Below are 25,129 nucleotides of genomic sequence, written 5' to 3' on the forward strand. Positions count from 1 at the left end.
ATCGCACAGCTGCTCACCGGCGAGACCCGCACACCCGAACCCGCCCGCGACGCACTGCAGCGACGACTTACCCGAGCCGTCGACGCATCACATCCGGCACCGTACGCGCCTCGCCACGATTCCCGCACCCCGGCACCCGTCCGGTCGCGGAACACCCGAACCCGGGCGCGCCTTCGTCGCCCGACCGCTCACGACCGCTCACCCGAATCAGCGATCGCCTGCAGCGCCCACATGAGAACACAAGGACCGGCATGACCCGAACTGCCCCCATGACTCAGCCCACGGAAGACCCCGAAGTCGCCGAGCGGTACTCCGACATCGTCGCCCGTCTCGCCGGTGCACAGAAGAAGCGGACGCGAGGCGCTCCGGCGTACTCGATCTACGTCAACCGCAAGGCGGGTCGTTACCTCGCCGCAGCGGCGTACCAGCTCGGTCTCACGCCGAACATGGTCACCGTGATCAGTGCGGTCTTCACGTTCAGCGGCATCATCATGCTCGCGACCCTGCCCCCGAGCATCGGTCTCGGTGTCGGCGTGTGGCTCTGTCTCGCGATCGGGTACGCCTTCGACTCGGCCGACGGCCAGGTCGCACGGCTGCGCGGCGGCGGGTCACCGTCCGGTGAGTGGCTCGACCACGTCATCGATGCGACGAAGATCTCGTCCCTCCACCTCGCCGTCCTCATCAGTGCCTTCCGGTTCTTCGAGCTGCCGACCCCTGCGCTGTTGCTCATCCCCATCGGCTACTGCGTCGTGGCGGCCGTCGCGTTCTTCGCGATCATCCTCAACGAGCAGCTCAAGCGCGTCTACGGCGCCGACCCGGCTCCGGAGAACGGCCACAGCACCATCCTGCGCTCGCTGCTCGTCATCCCGACCGACTACGGCTTCCTCTGCCTGATCTTCGTGCTCCTCGGTGCCCCGCAGGTGTTCTTCGCCGCCTACACCCTCATGTTCCTCGCCAACGCCGGCCACCTGCTGCTCGCGTCGGTGAAGTGGTTCCGTGACATGGAGCGGCTCGGGACCGTCGGATCCGCATCCGGCGGCCAGCCCGTCGCGCTCGGCCGGTGACCGCCATCGACGCATCGGAGACCACCCTGGACGCTCACGAGCTCGACGACACCTCCACCGCCGATGCCGGGCAGACGGTCCTCATCGCGAATCCGTCGGGTGACGTCTACGGGTCGGACCTGCAGATGCTCGAGAGCATCAGCGCGTTCGTCGGGCGCGGGTACCGGGTGATCGTCGCCCTCCCCGCCGACGGCAAGCTGGTCCCGAGGCTGCTCGCCCGCGGCGCGGAGGTCCGGTTCGTCCCCTTCCCCGTCCTGCGGCGGGCCAACGCCTCTCTGGGCGGCGTCGCCTCGCTCGCGATGGAAGGCCTGCGATCCGTCCGCTTCCTGCGGAGGGTCATCGAGGAGATCGCGCCGACCGCGGTCTACGTCAACACGGTGACGCTCCCGTGGTGGATCCTCGCCGCACGCCTGACGCGCACACCGGTCGTCTGCCACGTGCACGAGGCGGAGACCGCGGACGGCAGGCTGGTCCGGTTCGCCCTGAACTCGCCGCTGATCCTCGCCGACGCGCTCATCGTCATCAGCCGCGCGGCGGTCGAGGCGACCACCACGGCCGCACCCGGGCTCGCCCGGAAGGTCCGGCTCGTCTTCAACGGCGTCGCCGGCCCCGACGTCGATCCCACGCCGGCGCCGATCGGCTCCGAACCGCATCGACTCGCGATCGTGGCCAGACTCTCCCCGCGGAAGGGGCCCGACATCGCGCTCGACGCGGTCGGGATCCTGCGCCGTGCCGGACGCGACGTGCGGATCGAGATCGCTGGCACGCCGTTCGAGGGGTACGAGTGGTTCGAGCAGCAGCTCCGGGACCGTGCCGACCAGCCGGACCTCCGTGGCGCGGTCACCTTCTCCGGCTACGTCTCCCCGATCTGGCCGGCGCTGGAGCGCGCGCACCTCGTCGTCGCCCCCTCGCTCCGGGAACCCTTCGGCAACGCCGTGGTCGAGGCCCAGCTGGCGCTGCGACCCGTCGTCGCATCAGCAGCGCTCGGTCATCTGGAGAGCATCGAGGACGGCGCGACCGGCCTGCTCGTGCCGGCGGGTGACGCCGAGGCCATGGCCGCAGCGGTCGCCGAGCTCCTCGACGATCCGGACCGGAGCGCACGGATCGCCGACCGGGCCCGCCGCTCGGCGCAGGAGCACTTCTCCCCGGAGCGCTACCGATCCGAGATCATCCAGGTGGTCGAGTCCGTCCGGCGCGTCCGCGTCTGACGACGAGGCCCCCGACCGGCCGACGCACCGACCACACGAGGAACGGCCCCTGGCATGCCAGGGGCCGTTCCTCGTGTCAGCTGGGCTCGCGCCCGATCACACCCCGAAGAACTCGTCGACCAGGCGGCGCGTGCTCTGGATGTTCTGCCGGCTGGAGGCGCCGAAGACCATCGACTCGATGTTCGGCTGCTCGGAGAGCCATTCGATCGCCTCGCGCGGCGGGATCGCGCCGGACGCGTAGACGGACATCGCGACGGCACGGAACCGACGCTCCTCGAGGACCCGCTGGTAGCCCTCGATCCCTCCCGACATGCGGAAGCCGATCTTGTTGATGTTCGAACACACGATCGGGTTCTCGAGGCCGGCCTCGTCCAGGGCGTCGAGCAGCAGGGGCAGGTTCATCGTGATGAACCCGGGCTGCGCGTGGTACTTCGTGCGCACGTGGTGGTCGAAGATGGCGAACGCGTCCTTGAACCCGAGGCCGAGCAGGAGGTCCACGACGACGTTCTGCAGCCAGATCACCGGCGTCTCGACGCCGCGGAACATCGCCATCTCGGCGTCGATGAGCAGCGTGATGATGCCCTCGACGTCCTTCGTGGCGAACGCCTTGCCGCCACGCAGGGCGGCGTTCATCAGGCCCTCCTCAGGAAGGAAGCGCTTGAGCGCACCGAGCATGCCGTTCTCCGTGACGGCGTCCGCGTACTTGTGCGCGTACGGCATGCACGGTTGGAACGTGAAGTCGGCGTACCGCGTCGGGTCGAGCCGTACCCGCTCCGCGACCTCGGCGATCCGGTCGTGCGTGGTGCACATGAACGAGGTGATGCCCTCGTCGTACGCGACGTCGAGCACGTCCATGATCGCGCCGGTGTCCTGGAAGCGCATGGCCTGGGCGCGCGCCTTCTCCTCCGACATGTGGTTGACGCCGAAGAACTGGTTGTCTCCGAACAGGAGCCGGGGAAGCTTCGGGGCAGCGGTCGCGGCCGCGCCGGTCTGGGTCTCTACGCTCGTCGCCATGGGAGGAGGCCTTTCTTCTTCGCGACGGGAGCGGGTGCGGCCGTCGCGGCTCGGGTGGACGGGCCTGCCGCCGCGTCGATGGTGAGGAGTTCGAGGACGTGGTCGGTGGCGGCCGCGCTGGTGAAGGAGTTCGTCCCCAACACGGCGCCCTCGACGACCCGGGTGACGAAGTGGTCCAGCTGTGCGCTGTACTCCTCGCCTCGCAGGTAGTACCAGACCTCGTCGGTGAGCTCGGTGGTGTACTTGACGTTCCAGCCGGTCTCGTAGCCCTCGATCTCGGGCGCGGTGTCGCGCAGGTAGACCTGGCATTCCTGCCGGTCGGCGTGGATGCGACCGGCGGTCCCGGTGATGGTGATCTGCGTGGTCATCTTGCGGTAGGACTCGTCCGACCAGTTGACGGAGAGCTGCGCGCTGACGCCGGCGTCGAAGAAGAGGGTCGAGAAGACCTCGTCCTCGGTGTGCTCGGAGAACACGCTGCCGAGGACCGTGCCGCCGACGCCGATCGGCTCGCCGGCGTACCAGGTGAGGAGGTCGACGGGGTGGGCCGCGTAGTCGTAGAGGCAGCCACCGCCCTCGTTGCGGTTGCTCCGCCAGGTCGAGCCGCGCGACTTCAACACGACGGGACCGTAGGCCTCCGCCTGGATGTGCGTGACGCGACCGATGGCACCGAGGTCGAGCAGACGCTTGACCTCTCGGAACGCACCAACGAAGCGGTTGTGGTACCCGACCTGGGTCACGACGCCGCGACGCTCGGCGAGTGCGGCGAGTTCATCGGAGTCGGCCGCGCTCAGGCTGAGCGGCTTCTCGCAGAAGATGTGGAGACCGCGCTCGAGCACCGACTTCACCATGGGTGCGTGGAACTTCGTCGGCGTCGCGATGATGACCGCGTCGAGCTCGACCGCGGCCAGCATCTCGTCCACCGAGGTGAAGGTCTTGAGGCCGGTGTACTTGCCGAGGACGTCGAGGATGTAGCCGGTCGAGTCGACGACCGCGTCGACGCTCACCCACGGGTGGGCCTTGATCATGGCGAGGTGGGAGAGGCCCATCTTGCCGAGACCGATCACGCCGACCCGCACGCGGGCCGTCTCGATGGGCACTTCCGCGGCCGGGGCGTTCGTTTCAGACACGTGCGACACGTGCACCTCCAAGGTAGGTCTGCAGGACGGTTTCGTATTGGCCGGCGACGTGCTCCCAGGTGAACTCCTCGGCGTGCCGCGCGGACGCGGCGGAGGACAGGGCGGCACGGCGGGCGGCGTTCTGGAGCAGCTCGCCGATCCGTGCGGCGGCGTCGCGTGCGGTGGTGAAGTAGAGGGCGCCGTCGCCGGCGACCCATCGGTTGTACGGGTTGTCGTGGGCGATCACGGCGTTCCCGGCGGCCATCGCCTCGACGAGCGAGGGGTTCGTGCCGCCCACGGTGTGCCCGTGGAGGTAGCCGAGCGCGTGGAATCGGAGGGCGGCGAGCTCCTCGGGGTCGTAGACCGACCCGACGAACGCGACCTCGTCACTCGCGGCGTCGAGGACGGCGCGGTGGTACGGGTCCGTCTCCGGGGTGTAGGTGCCGAAGACGGCGAGGGTGACGCCACGTCGTTCGGCCGAGAACGCCTGCACGAGCTCCAGGATCGTGTTCTCCGGGATCGGGCGGCAGATCAGCGTCAGGTACTCCCCCGGCGTCAGCCCGTGGGCCGTCAGCGGTGCGACCGGTGCCGAGTCGACACGGTGTGCGCCGTAGGTGATCGTCGTCAGCTTCGACCGCTTCGCCTTCTTCGCGAGGTAGGTCTCGATCTCGGGGTGGTCGGCGATGAGCGTGTTCCCGACCCAGCACGCGATGCGTTCGTTCACGTAGAGGATCGCCTGCTTCATGAACCCCCAGCGCGCCCGTGACCATTCGATGCCGTCCATGTTGATGACGTTCGGGATGCCTTTGAGACGCTGCAGGACGTTGAAGACGGCGGTGTTGTAGCCGAACGTGAGGCAGACGTCGTCGAACCGCGAGGCGTGTCTGATCGACTTCAGGTCGAACAGCGAGGTGCCCTTCCACCCGTCTGGACCGACGGGGATCGTCACGCGTTCGATGCCGCGCCACTCGTCCTCGACGATCGGCCCGTGGCCGTCGGACTGGCAGTAGACGATGACGCGCCACCCCTGATCCCGGAGGAAGACGGCGATGTTCTCGGCTGCCGTCTCGAACCCTCCGTAGGCCGCCGGGATCCCGTGCGTGCCGAGGATGCGAACCGTCGGCTGCCCCTGACGCCGTGCAGCGTTGTCCCCCATCGAGCTTCTCCTCATCGCTCCAGGCGCCGTTCGGGCGGCGCGGACACGAAGCGTGTCTCGGCTGGAATGCTGAAGAGCCTACCGCCCAACATTCGTCGGAAAACGGGAAAATCGCGCCCTGCGTACCCCCAAAGACAGGGGTAGTGATGACCCTCGAACCGCTACCGCGTGAGGGCTTCCACAGCGGCGCCGAACCGCTCGACCGAGCGCTGGACTGACCGCAGGGTCGTCCGGTGCGCCCGCTTGCCGAGGTTGTGTCCGTCGGCGATGTCGAGCGGGTCGACGTCGCTCCCGAATCGCGCGAACAACCCGGTGCGCTCCGGCTTCGGAGCAGGAGCGAGACCGCGACGGGCGTTGAGCAGGGCCGCCAGGTCGGACAGACGCTGATCGGCCGTCGTGCCGGCACCGGGGCGCCAGGTGGCGATCGCCTGGTCGGGCGCCTCGGCGAGTGCGGCCGCCTCGCGGAGTGTGAAGACCTTCGACCTGGCCTCGGGCGACAGCCGGGCGAGTGCGGAGCGCTCGGCGCGGCTCGCGGTCAGCACGAGCCCCGCACCACCGATCATCGACTTGGTGACGCGGCGTGCACGATGAGCTGGCGCCTTCGGTCCCTCCGACGGCAGGCCGAGGACCGCGGCCGCGTCAGCACACATCTCGTGCCCGCGACTGACCTCGATGCCGGCGCTCGAGCAGACGAGGCGGTCGAAGCCGGGAATGGTCGAGAGTCGGGCTTGGAGGAGCTGTTCCGCGAGCGGGGAGCGACAGACGTTGGCACTGCACACTACGAGGATCCGCGCCATGACGTCCTTCGGTTTTCGCTCGGGGGAAGAATTCCGACAATCGTAGCGTGAGCGCCACACCCCCTTGACCGACACCGAAGGAGACCGTCCTGAACCCCGTCGAACGGGGGTCAACCGTGGCGGTGGACACCCTCGGACTGGGGGTCATCAAACGGCCCGTACCCCCCTGAGTGGGGGCGTCTTTCCCCTGATAAACCGGGAAATCGTCGGTACGCTGAGGTGTTGGGTGTCAACAAACCAGGGGGAGTCAGATGGATCTCGGCGACTACATCGCAACGCTGCGCAAGCAGTGGATCGTCATCGTGGTGCTTGCACTCGTCGGCGCGACCGGAGCCTACGTCTTCGCACAGACGATGGCACCGCAATACCGTTCCACGACGAGCGTGTTCGTGACCACCGAGGCCGGCAACTCCACGACCGAACTGGTCCAGGGATCCACGTACGTGCAGAACCTCGTGCAGTCCTACGCCGTCCTCGCGTCCTCCCCGATCGTGCTCGAGCCGGTCATCAACGAGCTCGGCCTCGACATGAGCGTCCAGGACCTCGCGGAGTCGGTCAGCGCCGACGCGCCCCTCAACACCGTGATCGTCGAGATCTCCGCGGTGTCGACCAGCGCCGAGCAGGCGCAGAGCATCGCGGCGGCCGTTGCGAACTCCCTGTCCTCCGCGGTGGACGGCATCTCCCCGAGGGACGATCAGGACCGCCCGGCCGTCCAACTCACGATCATCGCGCCGGCCAAGCTCCCCATCTTCGCCTTCGCGCCCAACACCAAACTCCTCGTCGCCGGAGGCGGACTCGGCGGACTGCTGATCGGCGTGCTGTACGCCTTCGGCCGGGAGCTCCTCGACACGAGGATCCGGTCGCTGCGCGAGCTGCAGCAGGTCTCCGACACCCCCGTCCTCACAACGGTCGCCCGCACGCGGAAGGGTGAGCTGCCGACGCAGGCGATGATGCGGAACCCGAACGGCATGATCGCCGAGGGCTTCCGGAGTCTCGCGACGAACCTCAGTTTCGCCGACGTCGACGAACGGATCACCTCTGTCATCGTCACCTCCGCGCTCCCCGGTGAGGGCAAGAGCACCGTGGCGCTCGGCCTCGCCCTCGCGATGACCGAACGCGCACCGCGCGTCCTCCTCATCGACGCCGACCTCCGCCGCCCCTCCATCGCCGGCTACACGCAGATCGAAGGCGAGGTCGGCCTGACCAGTGTCCTCGTCGGCGACATCACCCTCGAGGAGGCCGTGCAGCCCTGGGGTCGGGGCAACCTCGACGTCCTCGCCTCCGGTGGGGTGCCGCCGAACCCGAGCCAGCTCCTCGCCTCCGACGCGATGCGCCAGCTGGTGGACCGCGCCAAGGAGTCGTACGACTTCGTCATCATCGACACCGCGCCGATCATCCCGGTCACCGACCCGCTCTGGCTCACGCACATGACCGACGGTGCGATCGTCGTGTCCCGGTACAAGTCCACCCGCCGCCAGCAGCTCCACCGCGCGCTCGAGACCCTCGACGGCGCGAACGCCCGCACCATCGGGCTGGTCCTCAACGGCCTCAAGCAGGACGAGACGAGTTCCTACTACCGCTACAACTCGTACCGGTCGGCTCCCGACGCCGTCGCGCTCGGCCCCACCGCGACGGGAACCGCCGCCCCCGCGGCGAACGACTCGGCGCGCACGCCGTCCATGGCCGGCCGCTGAGCCGCTGGCCGACGACGCGCCGAAGGGACCGACGAACGATGCCAACACCCGCTCGCCTGAGCCATCCCCGCGCCAGGCTGTACGAGGTCGTCCGCACCGCGCACCTCGAACGCGCCCGTGAACTGGCGCCTGCGAGCATCGTCTACCGTCGTCGCCGCTACGACTTCGATCCGAGCGTCGCTCCGGGCGTCGAGCTCGTCCAGGCCGAGCCGATGGCCGCAGCACGGCTGCTCGTCCGCTCCGGCGTGACCGCGCTCGAGGTCAACGAGCCGCTCCAACTGTCCTCCGCCATCGCCACGCTCAGCACCCTGCTCGCCCTCGACCTGCGAGGACGCCTCCGGGGAACACGGCCGCTCGTGGTGACGTACGCCATCGAGAACCTCGACCCGATGTCCGCCCGTCCCGCCCGCCTGAAGTCCCGCGTCAAACTCCGGGCGCAGCGATGGGCCGCTGGTCGCGTGTGGCGTCGTCTCGACCGCATCGTCTACGGGACGACCGGGGCCCGCGATCTGCACGCCCGGGTCCTGCCCCTGCGACCCGACCTCGAGTCCACGGTCATCGAAGCCCTGCCCGCGCCCATGTCGGCGCGGAGCGAGGTCGTCCGGGACCCTCTGCAGATCGTCTTCCTCGGAGCCCTCGTCGGGCGGAAGGGCTTCCCCCTGCTCGTCGAAGCGTGGTCGATCGTCCTGCAGCGCGAACCGCGCGCCTCCCTCGTCATCCTCGGCTCCGGCGAGCTCGAGCCCGCAGCGACCGCGCTCAGCGACCGCCACCCGTCCGTCACCTTCAACCGCGACCCGGCACGCTCCGTGATCTTCGACACCCTCGCCGCGAGCCGCACGCTCGTCCTGCCCTCTCAGCCGCGTCCCGACTGGCGCGAGCAGGTCGGCCTGCCGATCGTCGAGGGCCTCGCCGCCGGCTGCCTCGTGGTGACCACGACGGAGACGGGCATCGCCGGCTGGCTGGACGAGCACGGCCACCGGGTCGTCGAGCCGGGGGACGACGCGGTGGCACTCGCCGAGGCCATCCTCGCGACGATCGCCAGCACCCGGACCCCGGAGGACGTGCTCGCGGACCTTCCCGTCCGTGACGGCCGTCTTGCCGCCGACACCTGGCTGTTCCGTGACGCCGGCGGTGATCGCTGATGGCGCGCGGCAGGGGCGGCATCTGGGCCTCCGTCAGCCAGACGGCCATCGCGAAGATCTTCGTGATGGGGCTCTCCGGCGTCCTCGGCATCTTCACGAGCCGGATGATCATCGAACACTTCGGCTCCGGCGCCTACGCCCAGTACGGGCTGTTGACGAGCCTGCCGGCCCTGCTGCCGTTCGCCGACCTCGGCATCGCCGCCGTCGTCATCAACGCCATCGCCGGATCCGACGACCCGAAGCGCGACCTGCAGGTGCGGCGTTCGATCGTGACGGCGTTCCGGATCCTCACCGTGTCGGGCGCGGTCATCATGCTCGTCGCCATCCTCATCACCGTCCTCGACCTGTGGCCGGCGATCCTCGGCAACGGCCTCGCACCCGACGGCGGCAGCGTCGCGGCGTTCCTCTGCCTCGCGACGTTCGGACTCGTCCTGCCGATGACCGTCGGTCAACGCATCCTCATCGGGGTCGGCAAGACCAGCACCCAGGTCGCGACGCAGGCGATCGCCGCTCCGGCGATCTTCCTCGGCGTGTGGCTCTTCGTCGTCACCGGGTTCGACGGCGGCTCGTTCGTCGCCGTCCTCTCCTACGCCGCGAGCGGGGTCGTCGCCGCCGTCTGCCTGGTACTCGCCGCGCGCTCGATCAGCCCGCAGGTCTGGCAGGCGATGAAGGAGGTGCCGAAGCTCCGCAGCGCTCCGGGCGTCCCCGCGTTCGCCCTCGCCTGGCCGATGGTCGTCCAGATGATCGCGTTGCCCATCGCCATGCAGACCGACCGGTTGCTGCTCAGCCACCTGACGACCGGACCGGAACTCGCCCAGTACAACCTCGCGACGCAGCTCTTCGGCCTCGTCATCCAGACGATCGGTGCGGCCGGGCTGGCGCTGTGGCCGATCTATGCGAAGGCGCGGTCCGCGAAGCGCGTGGAATCGCCACTCGTCCCGACGCTGTGGTTCCTCGGCGGCGGGCTCGCCCTCGCGGTCGTCCTCGCAGCGATCTCCCCGTGGATCGCCGGGTTCGTCTCCGACGGCGAGATCACCCTCGGCTGGCCGATCCTCGTCTCCTACGTCGTGTTCGTCGCCCTCCAGGCCGCGAAGTACCCGGTCGGGATGTACATGACGGACGCGAAGGGCCTCCAGTTCCAGGTCCTCCCCATCCTCGTCATGGTGCCGCTCAACCTCGGCCTCTCCTGGGTGCTCATCCCCGTCCTCGGCGCCGCGGGCCCCATCGTGGGATCCGCGGTCGCCGTGGCGATCTGCCAGGTCGTCCCGAACCTCTGGTACGTCCAGCGCGACCTCGCGAAGCGACGCCGGCTCGCTGCGGAAGCGGAGCCCGTCGATGTCGCTCACTGATCCGAAGACGAACGCGGGCCCGAAGGCGAACGCCGTCCCGCGGTGGCGTGCGGCGCGGCCCCGTCCCGCGTCACCTGGCGTCGTCGGAGCACCCGCGGACGAGCGGCTCGAACCGCTCCCCGTCCTCCGACCACCGACCGATCCGACCATGGCGACGGTCCACCGCATCATCGCCATCGTGTTCCTCGTGCTCCTCGGCGCTCGCCTCCAGGTCTTCCAGGGCTTCACCGTGGGCTTCGGCGTGGCCCTGATCCTGCTCCCCCTCTGGGTGGGCGAGCTGCGGAGGTACCGCGGCGGGGTGGTCCTGCTCCTCGGAGGGCTCGCTGCAGCGGTGTCGGGGCTCTGGCTCACGGCGGCCATGGCCGACGACCACCAGACCGGCCAGGGCGTCGCCATCGGCGCGACCATCGTGCTCCTCGGCCCGCTCGTGTCGGTCGCGTGCATCGTCTGGACCCGGACGGTCCTGACGCCGTCGCACATCATCGTGTTCTACGGCCTCGGGCTGCTCGTCCGTGCCGTCATCGCCGGCCCTGGCGGTACCGCCTACATGTCGAACGTGTGGAAGTTCCAGTACTCGGTGCCGTTGACCGTGATCCTGCTCGGACTGGCCCTGGCGACCCGCCGCCGTTGGATCGAGGTCGCCGTCGTCGCCGCCCTCGCAGCCGTGTCGATCCTCAACGACTCCCGGTCGCTGTTCGCGATCCTGCTCCTGACCCTCTGCCTCGTCGCCTGGCAGATGCGCTCCGCCGGCAAGAGCCGCAAGGCGTCGACCGCCCGGGTCATCATCGGGATCGGCATCGCCGCGGCGTTCGTGTTCAACATCGGCCAGGCCCTCCTCCTCGACGGGGTGTTCGGCGCGGAGACCCAGAGTCGCACCGTCGCGCAACTCGATCAGTCGGGATCCATCCTCCTCGGCGGACGACCGGAGCTCGCCGCGACCGCCGCCCTCTTCCTCCACCAGCCGACGGGGTACGGGAGCGGCACCTACGCCTCCCTGAGCGACGTGCTGGTCGCCAAGACCGGCATGGCCTCCATCGGGTACGACCCGAACAACGGCTACGTCGAACGCTTCATGTTCGGGACCGGGTTCGAGGTCCACTCCACCATCGGCGACCTCTGGGTCCGCTTCGGCCTCATCGGGCTCGCCCTGGCCGCGCTGATCGCCTGGTTGACCATCTACGGCCTCGGGCACGGCATCGCACGACGCAACGCGAGCGCGGTCGTCATCTTCCTGGGGGTGCGGACCTGTTGGGACCTCTTCTTCAGTCCGCTCTACAGTTCCGTTCCGACGCTCACCCTGTTCCTGGGGCTCGCCCTCATCCTGAAGGTCGGCACCGACGGCCCTGCGGCGGGACGACACCCGGCGGCCCTCGCGTCCGAGCACCGCCGCGGGGACGCAGCATGACCGGACCCGTGCGTTCACCCGAGGGGATCGGCATCGTCGTCGTGAACTACGGCGACCCCGCACTCCTCGAGCAGAACCTCGCGACCCTGACCCGCGCCGTACCGGGCCTCCGGACCGTCGTCGTCGACAACTACTCCTCCCCTGCCGCACGCGACGCCGTCACGCGGCTCGCCGACGCGGAGCGCTGGGACCTCCTCCTGCCCGACGACAACCTCGGGTTCGGTGCCGGCATGAACCTCGGCGTCGCCCGGGCGATCGGACTCGGCGTCGAGCAGGTGCTGCTCCTCAACCCGGACGCATCCCTCACGCCCGAGGCGCTCGACGTGCTCTCGCATCGTTGCGCTGAGCAACCGATGACGATGCTCGCTCCGCGGATCGAGCGACCGGACGGCAGCCTCTGGTTCGACGGGGTGGATCTGTACCTGCACGACGGGACGATCCGATCGCGGAGACGACGCGAGGACCACCCAGGGGCAGCCGTGGCGCCCTGGTTGAGCGGCGCCTGTCTCATGCTGAGCGTGGAACTCTGGGCGCGCACCGGCGGCTTCCACGACGCCTACTTCCTCTACTGGGAGGACGTCGACCTGTCGCACCGAGTGGTCGCCGTCGGCGGTTCGCTGGCCGTCGTCGAGGAGGCCACCGCGGTCCACGACGAAGGCGGCACCCACGACCGCTCGGACGCCGCCTCGGCGCGTGCCAAGTCGACGACCTACTACTACTTCAACATCCGGAACCGACTCCTCTACGCGGCCGAGCACCTCCCACCGGCCGAGGTGCGGGCCTGGAGACGCTCGACCATCCCCGTGGCCTGGTCCGTGCTCCTGCAGGGAGGTCGTCGGCAGTTCCTCAGCACCCGCAGCCCGCTCCGTGCGGGTGTCCGCGGGGTCGTCGACGGGCTCCGGCTCTCGAAGGCCGCCGCGCGCGGTCGCTGACGTACACCGTCACGCACGCAGGCCGTCGCCTCGGCGTCGCCGCTGCGATGAACGCCTCCCCGCACGTCGAACGGCCGGTCATCCCGAAGGACGACCGGCCGTTCGTTCGCGGTGGACTAGACCGTCGGCTTGACGAGGTACTCGTCGAACCGGGCGATGATCGGGCCGTTGGTCGCGGTGCCCGAGATGTACTGGTTCAGTCCGACCGTGCCGGCCGCCTGCAGCGCGGCCGTCGAGTCGACGCTCGTCAGCTGCCAGTTCGTCGGTTCGGTCGTGCCGGCCGCCCAGACCTTCGCCCGCACCGTGGTGGGCGAGGTGCCGAACACCTGCAGGCGGACCTGCAGCTGCTGGCCGGGGACGTACACGAGGTCGGCGATGTTGACCGCGGACAGCGTGGTCCCGCCCTGCAGGAGCTGCAGCTGCACCCCGCTGTTCGAGCGGATCCAGACGCGCGCCGCGTAGTTCGCCGAACCGACCTGACGGCCGATCACGGAGACGTAGTTGCCGCCGCCGGTCGGTCCCTGATCGAACGAGACCTTGACGCTGCTGTCGGAACTCGTCTGGCTCACGCCGTTGAGCGTGGTGGCCCGGGTCTGGCCGGCCGGGGTCGTGATCACGGCCTTGCCGTCGGCGAGGCTGAACGCGGACGGGTTGTTCGCCGGTGTCCAGGCGCCACCCGCCTCGGCCGTCCCCCACCCGGCACCGGCCGGACGCTCGAAGGCGTCCTGCGCGGTGGCCGGGGTGACCGGGGGCACGACGACCGTTCCGGCCACGGTGACCTGCTTCTGGGTCACCGCGGTGGCACCGGCGTTGTCGGTCACGGTCAGCGTCACCGTGAAGGTGCCGTCGGCCGCGTACGTGTGGCTCGCGGTCGCTCCGGTGGCGGTGGCCCCGTCTCCGAAGTCCCAGGCGTACGCGGTGACGGTGCCGTCGGTGTCGGTGGATCCCGACCCGTCGGTCGTCAGGGCGAGGCCGGTCACGCTCGTCGTGAAGGCGGCGGTCGGTGCGACGTTCGGCGGCGGCGCCTGCACCGTGACCGTGCTGGTCTTGGTAGCGGAGGCTCCCGCGTTGTCGGTCACGGTGAGCTTCACCGGGTAAGCACCGGCGGCCGCGTAGGCGTGGCTCGTGGTGACACCCGTCCCCGAGGCGCCGTCTCCGAAGTCCCAGACGAAGGACGCGATGGAGCCGTCCGAGTCGGTCGACGTCGAAGCGTCGAAGGAGGCGGTCAGGAACGTCGCCGCCTGCGTGAACGCCGCGGTGGGCGGCACGTTCGCCGGCGGGGCCGTGACCGAGCCGGAGGGCTGCGCGATCAGGTTGCCGAAGCGCGTCACGACGGTGCCGCCGGTGGCGGTCCCCGAGATGTACGAGCGGAGGCTCACCGAACCGGCCGCCTGCAGCGATGCGGTGCTGTCCGTGGCCGTGAGCTGCCAGGCCGCGGGCTCCGTGGATCCGATCGCCCAGACCTTCGCCTTGAGCTCGGTCGGCGAGGTCCCGACGGCCTGGAAGCGGACCTGCAGCTGGGTGCCGGGCAGGTAGGTCAAGCCGTCGATGTTCACCGCCTTGAGGATCGTGTTGCCGTTCATCAGCTGCAGCTGCACGCCCTGGTTGTTCCGGATCCAGATCCGCGCGGCGTAGTTGTCGGCTCCGACGACGCGGCCCATGACCGAGGCGTAGTTTCCGCCACCGGTGGAGCTCTTGTCGAAGGACAGGCGGACCTGCGTCTCGGTGTCCGTGGCGCCGACCGTGGTCAGCTTGGCGGTCCGGGTCAGGCCGACCGCGGTCGAGATGAGACCGCTGCCACCTGCGACGGAGTAGTTGGACGCCGCATCGAGGGTCCAGGCCCCTCCCACATCGGCGGAACCCCATCCGCCGGTGACCGAGCGGGCGAAGGTGTCCTTCGCCAGCACGGTCGCCGCGGGCGGAGCGACGACGGTCACGGACTGCGAGGTCGTCGTGCTGGCCCCACCGTTGTCGGTGACCGTCAGCGCGAGCGTGTACGTCCCGCCGGCGGCGTAGGCGTGAGCGGCCGTCGCACCGGTGCCGGTCGCGCCGTCACCGAAGTTCCAGGCGTACGAGGCGATGGTGCCGTCCGGGTCGCTCGACGCCGAGCCGTCGACCGTGACCGTGAGGCCCGTCGCGGTCGGCGTGAACGCGGCCACCGGCGGCTGGTTCACGGGGACGGTCGTGACGACCGCCTGGCTCGTCTCTCCGAGGAGCCCCTTGTCGTCGGTCACCGTCAGGTGCACGGTGAACGAGCCGGCGGCGGCGTACGTGTGGCCCGGGTTGACGCCGGTCCCGGTCGTGCCGTCGCCGAAGTCCCAGGCGTACGAGGCGATCGTGCCGTCCGTGTCGACGGAGGCGCTGGCGTCGAACTGGACGCCCAGCGCGTTGACCGCTGCGGTGAACGACGCCGTGGGGGCGACGTTCGGTGCGACGACGGTCGCCGGGTGCTGCAGTGTCCCCGTGCCGCCGCGGTTGTCGGTCACGGTGAGGGTCACCGTGTAGGTTCCGGCTGCCGCGTAGGCGTGGTCGGCCGTCACCCCGGTGCCGGTGGTGCCGTCGCCGAAGTCCCAGGTGTAGGTCGCGATGGTCCCATCGGTGTCGACCGAGCTCGAAGCGTCGAAGTGCGCGGTGAGGTCGGTGTTCGTGACGGCGAAACCGGCGGTCGGAGCGACGTTCGGCAGGATGCCCAGGCCGAGGTCGTGGTGCTGGGTGACCTGCGCCGACGTGAGCGGCTGTGCGTAGACGGCCACCTCGTCGATGCGTCCGCTGAACGTGCCGGCGGTCCCGCCCCACGTCGTGTCGGAGCCCACACGCCAATACCCGGTGTAGTCCTGGGCGCTCGTCTGCGGGTTGGTGCCCTGGAGGACACCGTCGACGTAGAGCTTCATGCCCGCCGACGACTGCTCGGCCACCACGTGGTGCCAGGTGCCGTCGTTGTATGCGGCGGGCGTCGTGATCGTGTTGGTCTGGCCCGTCCAGGTCCCGAAGGTGAGCTGACCGCCGTTCTCCATGTAGACGTGTCGGTCGTAGCCGCCCGATCCGCCCTGCTGGTTGGCGCCGAAACCGATGATCTTCCCACCGTTGGTGGTCGTGGTGTTGAACCACGCCTCGAGCGCGTAGCTCGTCGGGTTGGAGTAAGCGGTGTCGCTGGCGACACCCGAACCATCGGGACCGAACTGTGCGGAGCGGTTCCCGGCGACGCCGGCGAGCGCACCGTTCTGGTCCTTCGCGACGGCACCGTAGTAGGTCGCCGGGCCGTCGTTCCGGCCGGAGTCCTTCGCCGTGGTGCCGGTCGTCTCATCGAAGCGCCAGTAGGACGTCGGATCGAGGTTGAACACCGCGGCACCGTATGCGTCGGTGGGAGCGGCCGGGACCGGCGAGGTCCGGCCGGAGGCCACGTAGTGGTTCACGATCGTGTCGCGGTCGAGGACCGTCGGGTAGATCGCGGTGTCGTCGATGGCGCCGGCGAAGTAGTCGCTCGAGCGCGAGCCCGGCCAACCACCGAGGTTGTCGCCGCCGACCCGCCAGTAGCCGGTGAAGTCCTGGCCGCTCGTCGTGTCCGTGCGGCTGTCGAGCTTCTTGCCGTCCACGAACAGCTGCATGCCGTTCGCACCGAGCGTTGCGACGACGTGGTGCCACTCGCCGTCGTTGTAGGCCTTCGAGGACTGCACGGTCCGGACGGAGCCCGGGTAGACGCCGAACATCAGGCGCCCGTCGTTGTTCATGAAGATCATGCGGTCGTAGTTGCCGGAGGTCCCGGTGGAGTTCCCACCGAATCCGAGGATCTTGCCGCCGCGGTCGGTGGTCGTCTTGATCCACGTCTCAGCGGTGAAGGTGTTCGGCGCCTTCTGCGCCGTCGTCGTCGAGGCGGCGCTGTCGCTCGTGCCGGCGAACGTCGTCGCGGTCGTGTTCGAGCCGATGATGGCGCCTGCCGTCCCGCGCGTCGTGTTGTTCGTGAGCGTCAGGTCGTCGCCCGTGGCCCAGTCGTAGCCGGCGGTGCCGCTGGCTTCGCCGAGCGGCCAGAACGACGTGGGACCGGACGCGAGGACCGCCTGCGCGTACGCGGACGTCGAGCCGTCGGCGGACACGGTCACCGGGACGTTGTCGCTCATCGTCGAGTTGCCGAGCGGGTCGGTCACCTTGACGCGGTAGTTGACGGTCGTCCCCGGTGCGAGGCCGCTGTCGGTGTACATGAGGTTGCTGACCTTCCAGAAGGTCGAGCGGACGGACTTCGTCATGATCGGCGTGGCCGTCTGGTTGTTGCGGATCAGCTCGTACTTCAGGAGTTCGTTGTCGCGGTCGTTGTTCGTCTTCCAGGAGACGCGCACGGTGCCGCTGGCGAGGGAGATCGCGGTGATGGGGAAGGCGCTCCCCTTGAGCTTCGGACCCTCGAGGTTCGGTGCGACCGCCTTCGTCGCGAACCGGACCAGTCCCTGCTGCGACTTGTTGTTGACGGCGAGGAACTCTCCGCCGTAGACGACGTAGTTCGTGCTCGCGGCGACGCTCCACGGACCCTGGTTCTGGTTCGTCGCGTTGCCCGGCGTGAAGTCCGGGAACCAGCTCAGGATGCTTGGCGTCGGCTGACCGGCGTAGTTGTAGTAGCCGTACGGGTCTGCCGTGGCCGTGCCGGTGGTGGTCTTCGAGAACGCCAGTGCGTTCTGGAAGGTCCACGGCTGCGTCTGCGGGAAACCGCCGATGTTCCCGCAGTAGTGCGGGTGGCCGGCGATGTAGACGGCGTCGCCGTGGGAGGCGACCGAGTAGGAGTCGCCGTGGCAGTCCTCGACCCAGTTCATGTCACCGTTCGCCCAGCCGGCGTTGAAGGCACCCTCGAGGTTGCCGCCCGAACCGAAGACGTAGCCGGTCCCGTAGACGTTGTTCGCGTCGCTCGTGAGCGAGTAGATCGCGGCGTTCGCGCCACCGTTGCGGATGAGGCCGTTGACGTTCCACGGGAGGAGCGCGCCGGCGGTCGCGTCGACGGCACCGAGGCCGTAGCCGGGATTGCTGCTGCCGTTGAGCGTCGTGAACGCTCCGCCGAGGATCACCTTGGACTGGTCGGGAGCGATCGCGAGGGCGCGGACGACGCCGCCCTCGGTGACGGGAGCCCAGGGCAGGAGGGCACCGGCGTTGGTGAACGCCGCCGCTCCCTTGCGGGTCTGGCCGGCGGCGTTGGTGAAGCCGCCACCGACGTACACGGTGCTGTTCGTCGCCGCGACGCTGTAGCCGATGTAGTTGAGGATCGGAGCGAAGGACTTGAGGGCACCGGTCGCCGTGTCGAACGCGGCGATGCGCGAGCGGTCCTGTCCGTTGACCTTCGTGAAGCTACCGACGACGTAGAGGGTCTTACCGTCCGGCGAGGCCGTCACGGCCTTGACCTCGGCGTTGAGGACCGGAGCGAAGGAGTTGATGAGCACGCCGGTGGTGAGGTCGTAGGCGAGCAGGTAGGTGCGGTCGACCTCGCCGACGCCGGCTGCGTTGCCGGCCGGACGGGCCTTGGTGAAGGTTCCACCCGCGTAGACGGTGTTCCCGACGACGACCTGCGACCACACGGTCTTGTTGATCTGCACCGTGGGAAGCGCGTCCGCCGAGACGGTCGACGCCTCGCCTGCGCCCTGGGGGACCGTGTCGGCCACCGCCGGGGCCGCCGTGGCGGTGAAGGTGAGCAGCGCGGCGAACACCGCACCGATCACGCCGAGTGCCAGGGGCTTCTTCAGCTTGGACGGGACGCCGCGGGCGTCGTTGCGGCTCGGCGCGTGCGCGCTCGGTCGATCCTGGGATCGCAGAAATCTGGACACGGGTTCTCGGGTTTCGCTGGAGGCGGGCTCGGGGCGCGACAGGGCTCCGCGGACGGGCCGAGGGGTGCGATCGTGTTTCGGATCCACGATCGCCGGCCAGGTGCAGGGGTGCCTCGCTCGTGAACCATAACGCGGGGGGCATCAGGGGCGTCACCCCCAAAACAGGTCCGATTTCCCGGGGATCCTGCGGGGGTCAGCGCGGATGCGGATCGGGTCAGCGGGGAGCGGTGACCCGGAACACGGCGGCGGGGACGCCGGCCTGGTAGTCGACGATGATCGTGACGTCGTCCCGCTGCTCGACGGGCACCGTGTACACGAACGTCGCGGTCGCGGTATCGCCGGCCGCGACCTCCGACTCGAAGGGCACGGCACCGGGTTCGGTGAGGGGCTCCGCGGGTACGCGGTCGGCCCCGGAGTACGCGGTGACGACGACGGTGCTGAGGTCGATGCTCGCGTCGGTGTCGTTCACGATCGTGACCGTGAACCGGACCGCCGGTCCCGCGGTCTCACCGGGTGCGTTCGCCTCACCGTCGACGGCCTCGAGCGTGCCCAGGCTGACGGTCACGCCGCTGACGATCTCGACCGGTGCGTCGCCGGCGACCGGGTCGCGCTCGGGAAGCGCTTCGGCCGGGTCGGTGATGATCGGACTCGGCGTGGGGGTGCCCGTGATGGCCGGCGGGTTCACGACGTCGCCGGTGCCGACGCGGTTGGCGTTCACCGCGAACACCACGACCACGGCCACCACCACGACGACGACCGCCGCGAGCACCGAGATGACGACCACCCGGCGTCGGCGCCGCGGGTCGGGTGTGCTCGACGTGGGGGTCTGCTGCTCTGCTGCCGGCTCGCTCACGCCCGTACCTCTCCTCGACGACGGCCACCCGGCGCTCGATGCCCCGAGTGTACTGCCTCGGCTCCGTGTGCAGCCTCGTCCGGCTCGCGACCTCGGCCGTCGCCCATGTCACAATGGCTCACACCACCCGACGCCTCCCCGATCTCGCAGCGGACCCTCGGATGCCGGAAGGCACCGACGGACGCCGAGCGCGACCGATGCACCCGAGCACCGACCCCTGGAGGGTTCATGAGCGGACACCTGACCGTCCTGCAGCAGTTCCCCGTGCCACGCCCGACGACGAACCCGTATCTCGTGATGCTGGCCGACCACCTCCGCGCGGTCCCCGGGGTCTCGGTGCAGAACTTCACCTGGAAGGGCGCGCTCCTCGGGCGGTACGACGCGTTCCACATCCACTGGCCCGAGATCCTCGTGTCGGGGCACACCCCGCTGAAGCAGTTCCTCCGCCAGTGCCTCACCGTGCTGCTCGTCATCCGGCTCGCGATCACCCGGACCCCGATCGTCAGGACGGTGCACAACGTCGAACTCCCGCAGGGCATCTCGCGGGTCGAGGTCGCGCTGCTCCGCCTCATCGACCGACGCACGGACTTCCGGATCACGCTCAACGAGACGACGACCCTGCCCGAGGACCAACCGTCCATCCTGATCCCCCACGGCCATTACCGTGAATGGTTCGCCCGTCACCCGCGCGCGGCACAGCAGGACGGTCGGTTCGGCTACTTCGGCCTCATCCGCCGCTACAAGGGTGTCGAGACCCTCATCGAGGCGTTCCGATCCGCGGCGGCCACGACCCGAGGACTCTCGCTCCGCGTCGGCGGCAAACCGTCGACCACCGAACTCGCCGACACCCTGACCGCGCTCGCGGGCGAGGGAGACGACGTCCTCCTCGACCTCCACTTCCTCGGTGACGACGAACTCGTGGACATCGCGACCTCGTCGGAGCTCGTGGTCCTCCCGTACCGCTTCATGCACAACTCCGGCAGCACCCTCGCCGCCCTGTCACTGGACCGCCCGGTGCTCGTGCCGGACAACGCGGTGAACCGACTCCTCGAAGCCGAGGTCGGGCCCGGCTGGGTGCATCGGTTCTCCGGTGAGCTCGACGCCGAGGCACTGCTCTCGGCGATGGAGCACGTCCGCGCCGCAGCGCGCGGCCCGGTGACGTTCGTCGACCGCGATTGGGATCTCGGAGCCGCACGACACGTCGAGGCCTACCGACGAGCGATCGCCGCGCGACGCGGGACTCCAGCGCCCACGGTCGGGGCCGCGCGATGACCGGGTCGTCCGCCGGCAGGCCCGACGCCCGCGCGGCCGAGGTCCGCCTCATCGTCGGCATCCTCACCTTCCGACGCCCGGCGACCCTCGCCGCGAGCCTGCCGAAGGTGCTGGAGCAGACCCGGTGGCTCCGCGACGCCGACGCGTCCGTCGTGAGCACCGAGGTCCTCGTGATCGACAACGACCCCGCGGCGAGCGCCAGGGAGGTCGCCGGTTCGACGCCCGGCGTCCGCTACGTGGTCGAACCGACCCCGGGCATCGCGGCGGCACGGAACCGCGCGCTCTCGGAGGCGGACCAGGCGGAGCTCCTCGTCTTCATCGACGACGACGAGGAACCGGGCGAGCACTGGCTGCTCCCGATCGTCGAGACGTGGCGGGCGACGGGCGCTGCGGCGGTCATGGGCCGCGTGCAGTCGCACCTGCCGGAGGGAACCGACCCGTGGGTCGTCGCGGGTGGGTTCTTCGACCGCGTGCAGCGCACGACGGGCACCGTCATCGGCGAGGCCGCGGCGGGGAACCTGCTCCTGGACCTCGACCAGGTCCGGGCACTCGGCGTGCGGTTCGAGTCGAAGCTCGAACTGGGCGGTGGTGAGGACACGCTCTTCAGCAAGCACCTCGTCCGGCGGGGTGGACGGATCGTCTGGTGCAACGAGTCCGTCACCCACGACTTCGTCGAACGGGACCGCGCGACGAAGCGCTGGGCGTTGCAGCGCGCGTGGAGCCATGGCAACACCAGGATCACGGTGGAGCGTTACTTCGCGGCAGGACGTCGTGACCGGGCGCGGATCCGTGTGGTCGCGGCGGTCGGCGGTGCCGCTCGGGCCGCGGTCGGTGTGGCACGTTCCGTGTTCGGGACGCTCACCGGCTCGCTCCATCACCGGGCGCGCGGCGCGCGAGCCATCCGGAAGGGTGGCGGCATGTTCGTCGGCGCCTTCGGCGTGGTCTTCCGGGAGTACGCGCGGGACGAGCGGTCATGAGCGGCCTCGGAGCACGGCTCAAGGATCGCGTGAAGCGGTCGCTGCCGGTCCTGGGCTCGATCATCGAGGTCGAGACCTCCACCCCGACCGTCGTGTTGACCTACGACGACGGGCCGCATCCGGTCGGCACGGACGGCGTCCTCCGATCCCTCGCCGACGCCGAGGCGACCGCCACGTTCTTCGTCCTGCTGAGCAGCGCTCGCCGTCACCCGGAGCTCATCCCGCGGATCACCGCGGAGGGGCACGAGATCGCGTTGCACGGTGTCGACCACCGTCGTCTCACGGCGTTCACCGCCGAGGAGGTCACCCGTCGCACCGTCGACGCGAAGCACGAGCTCGAGGACCTCGCCGGCACGCCCGTCCGATGGTTCCGGCCGCCGTACGGCGCGCAACATCTCGCGACCTGGCGCGCCATCCGTCGGGCCGGTCTCGAATCCGTCCTCTGGTCGGCGACCACCTGGGACGCACGTGCGGTGGCCCCCGAGGAGCGCGTCGCCCACGCCCTGTCCGACTGCCGCCCCGGCACGATCCTGCTGGCGCACGACGCCTTCGCCGGCCCGGCCGACGGTGTCGACGACGGGGCCGAACCCGAGGTCGACCGAGGGGCGCTCGCCGCGACCCTGCTCGCCGAGTTCCGGGCGCGAGGCTGGGTCGGTCGGTCCCTCGCCGATGCGCTCGTGCAGGGGCGCCCGATGAAGAGCGCCATCTTCTCCTCCTGACGCTGGCCTGCACTGCGCGGGGATCGCCCCTGCGCCCCGTCCGGGTGCCACTCGAAAGTGGACTCGGCAAGCGTTGATGACCCTCATAGGCTCGCAAGAGGCCCGATGGATGTGCCGAATGCCGGAGTCGATCCCGACGGCTCCGTGCGCACACCACCACGAGCATGCCAGGGGGCAGACCATGACGGATCGCAGTGCAGTCGGACGCGTCGGCTACGCCGCAGGGGCGTTCGACCTCTTCCACGTCGGCCACCTCAACATCCTCCGTCACGCGAAGAGCGCCTGCGACTACCTCATCGCCGGGGTCGTCTCCGACGAGCTGCTGCGCACCCGGAAGCGCATCGAGCCGATCGTCCCGCTGACGGAACGCCTCGAGATCGTCCGTCACATCGGCTTCGTCGACGAGGCCGTCGAGGAGACCTGGGAGGACAAGCTCCAGGCGTGGGACGCCCTGCGGTTCGACATCTTCTTCAAGGGCGACGATTGGCGCGGGACCGCAGAGGGCCTCCGTCTCGAAGCGGAGTTCGCCAAGGTCGGCGTCGAGGTCGTCTACTTCCCGTACACGATGAGCACCTCGAGCACGGCACTCCGCCGTGCACTCGCCCAGCTCGAGGAGCAGCGCGAGCTCGACACCACGCTCGTCCAGGCCTGACACCCGCCCTCCCTGCGCCCGTTCCGCCGCCGCGCCCGCGCTCCCGTTCGCCACGGCGGCGAGGTACTGTTGGACGGATCGACACACAGGGTGGTGGACACATGACGAAGGCTCGGCAGGCGCTGCTCGCACGCCTCACCGGTTCGCTCCCCGTCCACGGTTCGATCGTCGGTGTCGCCACCGAGGAGCGCACGGTCGTCATGACCTACGGCGACGGTCCGAGCCCTGACGGCACCCCAGGCGTCCTCGACGCCTTGGCCGACGCCGGCGCGACCGCGACCTTCTTCGTCCTCGTCGGCCGCGCGCGGAAGCACCCCGAGCTCCTCGAACGCATCGTCGCCGGCGGGCATGAGCTCGCGCTGCACGGCGACGACCACGTACGCCTCACCGACTTCTCCGAGGAGGTCGCCTACCGGCGCACCCTCGCGGCGAAACAGGAGCTGGAGCAGTTGAGCGGCCAGTCGATCGAGTGGTTCCGGCCGCCGTACGGCGCGCAGAGCATCGAGACGTGGCAGGCCGTCAAACGAGCCGGTCTGCAGACGGTGCTGTGGACGGCGACCGCCTGGGACGTCAAGGACGTCGGCGAGCACGAGCGCGTCGCCCACGCCGTCCGGCACTGCCACCAGGGCTCGATCCTGCTCGCCCACGACGGCTTCGCCGGCCCGGCCGACGGCGTCGACGACGGCCCGGAGCCCGAGGTCGACCGCGGCGCGCTCGCAGCCGAGCTGCTGAGCGGCTTCGCCCGCGAGGGTCTCGTCGGCCGCTCGCTCGGCGAAGCCCTGCGGGTGGGCAAGGCCGTCCGCCGGGCGCGCTTCACGGAGTGATCATCCCCGGTCCCTGAACCGACCCCGGTCCCTGAGCCGCCCCCGGTCCCTGAGCCTGTCGAAGGGCGTCGTCAGGGACCGGAGCAGCCCCTCAGTCCTTCGCGAAGCGGTCCGTCGCGTCGATGAGCGCCGACAGGATGCCCGGCTCGTCGAAGGCGTGCCCCGCGTCGGGGACGATCGTGAAGTCCGCTTCCGGCCAGGCCCGGTGCAGGTCCCACGCGGTGAAGACCGGGGTGCACATGTCGTAGCGGCCCTGGACGATCACCCCGGGCACTCCGGCGAGCTTGCCGGCATCGCGGATGAGCTGCTCGGGTTCGAACCAGCCCTTGTTCGTGAAGAAGTGGTTCTCGATGCGCGCGAACGCCACCGCGAAGTGCGGGTCGGTGAACCGGGCGACGGTCTCCTCCTGCGGGAGCAGGGTGATCGTCGAGGACTCCCACCGCGACCAGGCGACGGCCGCCGGACCGTGGACGGCCGGGTCCTCGTCGAACAGGCGGCGGTGGTAGGCCTCGATGAGGTGGCGGCGCTCGCCGACCGGGATCGGCTCGAGGTACCCCTCCCACAGGTCGGGGAAGACCGCGGAGGCACCGCCCTCGTAGAACCAGTCGAGCTCGGCGTCGCGCAGCGTGAAGATACCGCGGAGCACGAGCTCGGTGACGCGCTTCGTGTGCTTCTGCGCGTACGCGAGCGCGAGGGTCGAGCCCCAGGACCCGCCGAACACCATCCAGCGCTTGATCTTCAGCGCCTTCCGGAGGACCTCGAGGTCGGCGACGAGGTGCCAGGTGGTGTTCGTCGACAGGTCGGCCGCCGGATCGCTCGCGTGCGGGGTGCTCCTGCCGCAGCCGCGCTGGTCGACGAGGACGATGCGGTACCGCTTCGGGTCGAAGAGCCGACGGTGGATCGGACTCGTCGCGCCGCCCGGGCCGCCGTGGAGGAACACGACGGGCTTGCCGTCGGGGTTGCCGGAGGTCTCCCAGTACAGCGACTGCCCGTCGCCGACGTCGAGCATGCCGGTCTCGTACGGCTCGATCTCGGGATACGGCTCACCCATACGGTCCACTTCCTCCTGTGTTCACGACACGTGTCTCATCTAGCATGCCGCACCCATCGCCCCACAGCTCGCGAGGGGTCCCGAATGGCCGGCTCGGCACACGCGGAACC

At 69.8% G+C, this 25,129-nt stretch carries 19 protein-coding genes; 12 read left to right on the top strand and 7 right to left on the bottom strand.

The window, feature by feature from the left end; all coding sequences use genetic code 11:
• Positions 1 to 269 precede the first annotated feature (269 nt).
• Positions 270 to 1,064, top strand: coding sequence for a CDP-alcohol phosphatidyltransferase family protein (locus tag IFU11_RS08925; protein ID WP_192018707.1), 795 nt, complete (start codon positions 270 to 272; stop codon positions 1,062 to 1,064).
• Positions 1,061 to 2,272, top strand: a complete 1,212-nt coding sequence (locus tag IFU11_RS08930; protein WP_192018708.1) for a glycosyltransferase family 4 protein — start codon at positions 1,061 to 1,063, stop codon at positions 2,270 to 2,272. Before IFU11_RS08925 ends, IFU11_RS08930 begins: the two co-directional genes overlap by 4 nt.
• A gap of 96 nt (positions 2,273 to 2,368) precedes the next feature.
• Here IFU11_RS08930 and IFU11_RS08935 read toward each other — a convergent pair whose 3' ends face one another.
• The 4 genes from IFU11_RS08935 to IFU11_RS08950 all read right to left on the bottom strand — a co-directional run bounded on the left by IFU11_RS08935 (position 2,369) and on the right by IFU11_RS08950 (position 6,354).
• The gene (locus IFU11_RS08935; RefSeq protein ID WP_192018709.1) at positions 2,369 to 3,286 is read right to left on the bottom strand and encodes a hypothetical protein; all 918 of its coding nucleotides are present in this window, start codon (positions 3,284 to 3,286) and stop codon (positions 2,369 to 2,371) included.
• Complete coding sequence (locus IFU11_RS08940; protein WP_197977383.1) at positions 3,271 to 4,413, bottom strand: Gfo/Idh/MocA family protein; 1,143 nt, start codon at positions 4,411 to 4,413, stop codon at positions 3,271 to 3,273. The genes IFU11_RS08935 and IFU11_RS08940 overlap by 16 nt, the downstream gene beginning before the upstream one ends.
• Positions 4,406 to 5,557: a DUF1972 domain-containing protein gene (locus IFU11_RS08945; RefSeq protein ID WP_192018710.1), complete on the bottom strand. Its 1,152-nt coding sequence runs from the start codon at positions 5,555 to 5,557 to the stop codon at positions 4,406 to 4,408. The genes IFU11_RS08940 and IFU11_RS08945 overlap by 8 nt, the downstream gene beginning before the upstream one ends.
• Positions 5,558 to 5,718: 161 nt before the next feature.
• Positions 5,719 to 6,354 carry an arsenate reductase/protein-tyrosine-phosphatase family protein gene (locus tag IFU11_RS08950; RefSeq protein WP_192018711.1) on the bottom strand — a complete coding sequence of 212 codons (636 nt, stop codon included), beginning with the start codon at positions 6,352 to 6,354 and terminating at the stop codon, positions 5,719 to 5,721.
• 251 nt (positions 6,355 to 6,605) lie between these two features.
• Between IFU11_RS08950 and IFU11_RS08955 the strand changes: the two genes are divergently transcribed.
• From IFU11_RS08955 to IFU11_RS08975, 5 genes are read left to right on the top strand one after another with little or no spacing between them, the layout of a single operon-like run.
• Positions 6,606 to 8,048, top strand: coding sequence for a polysaccharide biosynthesis tyrosine autokinase (locus IFU11_RS08955; protein ID WP_192018712.1), 1,443 nt, complete (start codon positions 6,606 to 6,608; stop codon positions 8,046 to 8,048).
• 38 nt (positions 8,049 to 8,086) lie between these two features.
• Positions 8,087 to 9,190: a glycosyltransferase family 4 protein gene (locus tag IFU11_RS08960; RefSeq protein WP_192018713.1), complete on the top strand. Its 1,104-nt coding sequence runs from the start codon at positions 8,087 to 8,089 to the stop codon at positions 9,188 to 9,190.
• Positions 9,190 to 10,539, top strand: coding sequence for an oligosaccharide flippase family protein (locus IFU11_RS08965; protein ID WP_192018714.1), 1,350 nt, complete (start codon positions 9,190 to 9,192; stop codon positions 10,537 to 10,539). The genes IFU11_RS08960 and IFU11_RS08965 overlap by 1 nt, the downstream gene beginning before the upstream one ends.
• Positions 10,526 to 11,944, top strand: a complete 1,419-nt coding sequence (locus IFU11_RS08970) for a hypothetical protein (protein ID WP_192018715.1) — start codon at positions 10,526 to 10,528, stop codon at positions 11,942 to 11,944. The genes IFU11_RS08965 and IFU11_RS08970 overlap by 14 nt, the downstream gene beginning before the upstream one ends.
• A complete protein-coding gene (locus IFU11_RS08975; RefSeq protein WP_192018716.1) occupies positions 11,941 to 12,876 on the top strand; it encodes a glycosyltransferase in 936 nt (311 codons plus the stop codon). Before IFU11_RS08970 ends, IFU11_RS08975 begins: the two co-directional genes overlap by 4 nt.
• 116 nt (positions 12,877 to 12,992) lie before the next feature.
• Here IFU11_RS08975 and IFU11_RS08980 read toward each other — a convergent pair whose 3' ends face one another.
• Both IFU11_RS08980 and IFU11_RS08985 read right to left on the bottom strand, forming a co-directional pair.
• Positions 12,993 to 18,671, bottom strand: coding sequence for a PKD domain-containing protein (locus tag IFU11_RS08980; protein ID WP_192018717.1), 5,679 nt, complete (start codon positions 18,669 to 18,671; stop codon positions 12,993 to 12,995).
• Between the two features lie 214 nt (positions 18,672 to 18,885).
• Positions 18,886 to 19,524 carry a hypothetical protein gene (locus IFU11_RS08985; RefSeq protein WP_137242278.1) on the bottom strand — a complete coding sequence of 213 codons (639 nt, stop codon included), beginning with the start codon at positions 19,522 to 19,524 and terminating at the stop codon, positions 18,886 to 18,888.
• Positions 19,525 to 19,752: 228 nt separating this feature from the next.
• On the opposite strand from IFU11_RS08985, the gene IFU11_RS08990 reads away from it, so the two are divergent.
• The 5 genes from IFU11_RS08990 (at position 19,753) to IFU11_RS09010 (ending at position 23,968) form a co-directional block, all read left to right on the top strand.
• Positions 19,753 to 20,796 (top strand): glycosyl transferase, encoded by a 1,044-nt coding sequence (locus IFU11_RS08990; protein ID WP_137242279.1) that lies wholly within the window; start codon positions 19,753 to 19,755, stop codon positions 20,794 to 20,796.
• Positions 20,793 to 21,773, top strand: a complete 981-nt coding sequence (locus IFU11_RS08995; protein WP_137242280.1) for a glycosyltransferase family 2 protein — start codon at positions 20,793 to 20,795, stop codon at positions 21,771 to 21,773. The genes IFU11_RS08990 and IFU11_RS08995 overlap by 4 nt, the downstream gene beginning before the upstream one ends.
• Entirely contained in the window at positions 21,770 to 22,492 is a 723-nt protein-coding gene (locus IFU11_RS09000) for a polysaccharide deacetylase family protein (protein WP_137242281.1), read from the top strand. Before IFU11_RS08995 ends, IFU11_RS09000 begins: the two co-directional genes overlap by 4 nt.
• Positions 22,493 to 22,673: 181 nt before the next feature.
• Positions 22,674 to 23,144 (top strand): adenylyltransferase/cytidyltransferase family protein, encoded by a 471-nt coding sequence (locus IFU11_RS09005; protein ID WP_137242282.1) that lies wholly within the window; start codon positions 22,674 to 22,676, stop codon positions 23,142 to 23,144.
• 101 nt (positions 23,145 to 23,245) lie between these two features.
• Complete coding sequence (locus tag IFU11_RS09010) at positions 23,246 to 23,968, top strand: polysaccharide deacetylase family protein (RefSeq protein ID WP_137242283.1); 723 nt, start codon at positions 23,246 to 23,248, stop codon at positions 23,966 to 23,968.
• A gap of 91 nt (positions 23,969 to 24,059) precedes the next feature.
• Here the strand turns inward: IFU11_RS09010 and pip are convergent, their stop codons facing one another.
• The gene (pip, locus tag IFU11_RS09015; RefSeq protein WP_192018718.1) at positions 24,060 to 25,019 is read right to left on the bottom strand and encodes a prolyl aminopeptidase; all 960 of its coding nucleotides are present in this window, start codon (positions 25,017 to 25,019) and stop codon (positions 24,060 to 24,062) included.
• Positions 25,020 to 25,129 lie beyond the last annotated feature (110 nt).

The sequence above is a fragment of the Plantibacter sp. CFBP 8804 genome, from assembly GCF_014841225.1.
GTDB lineage: Bacteria > Actinomycetota > Actinomycetes > Actinomycetales > Microbacteriaceae > Plantibacter > Plantibacter auratus.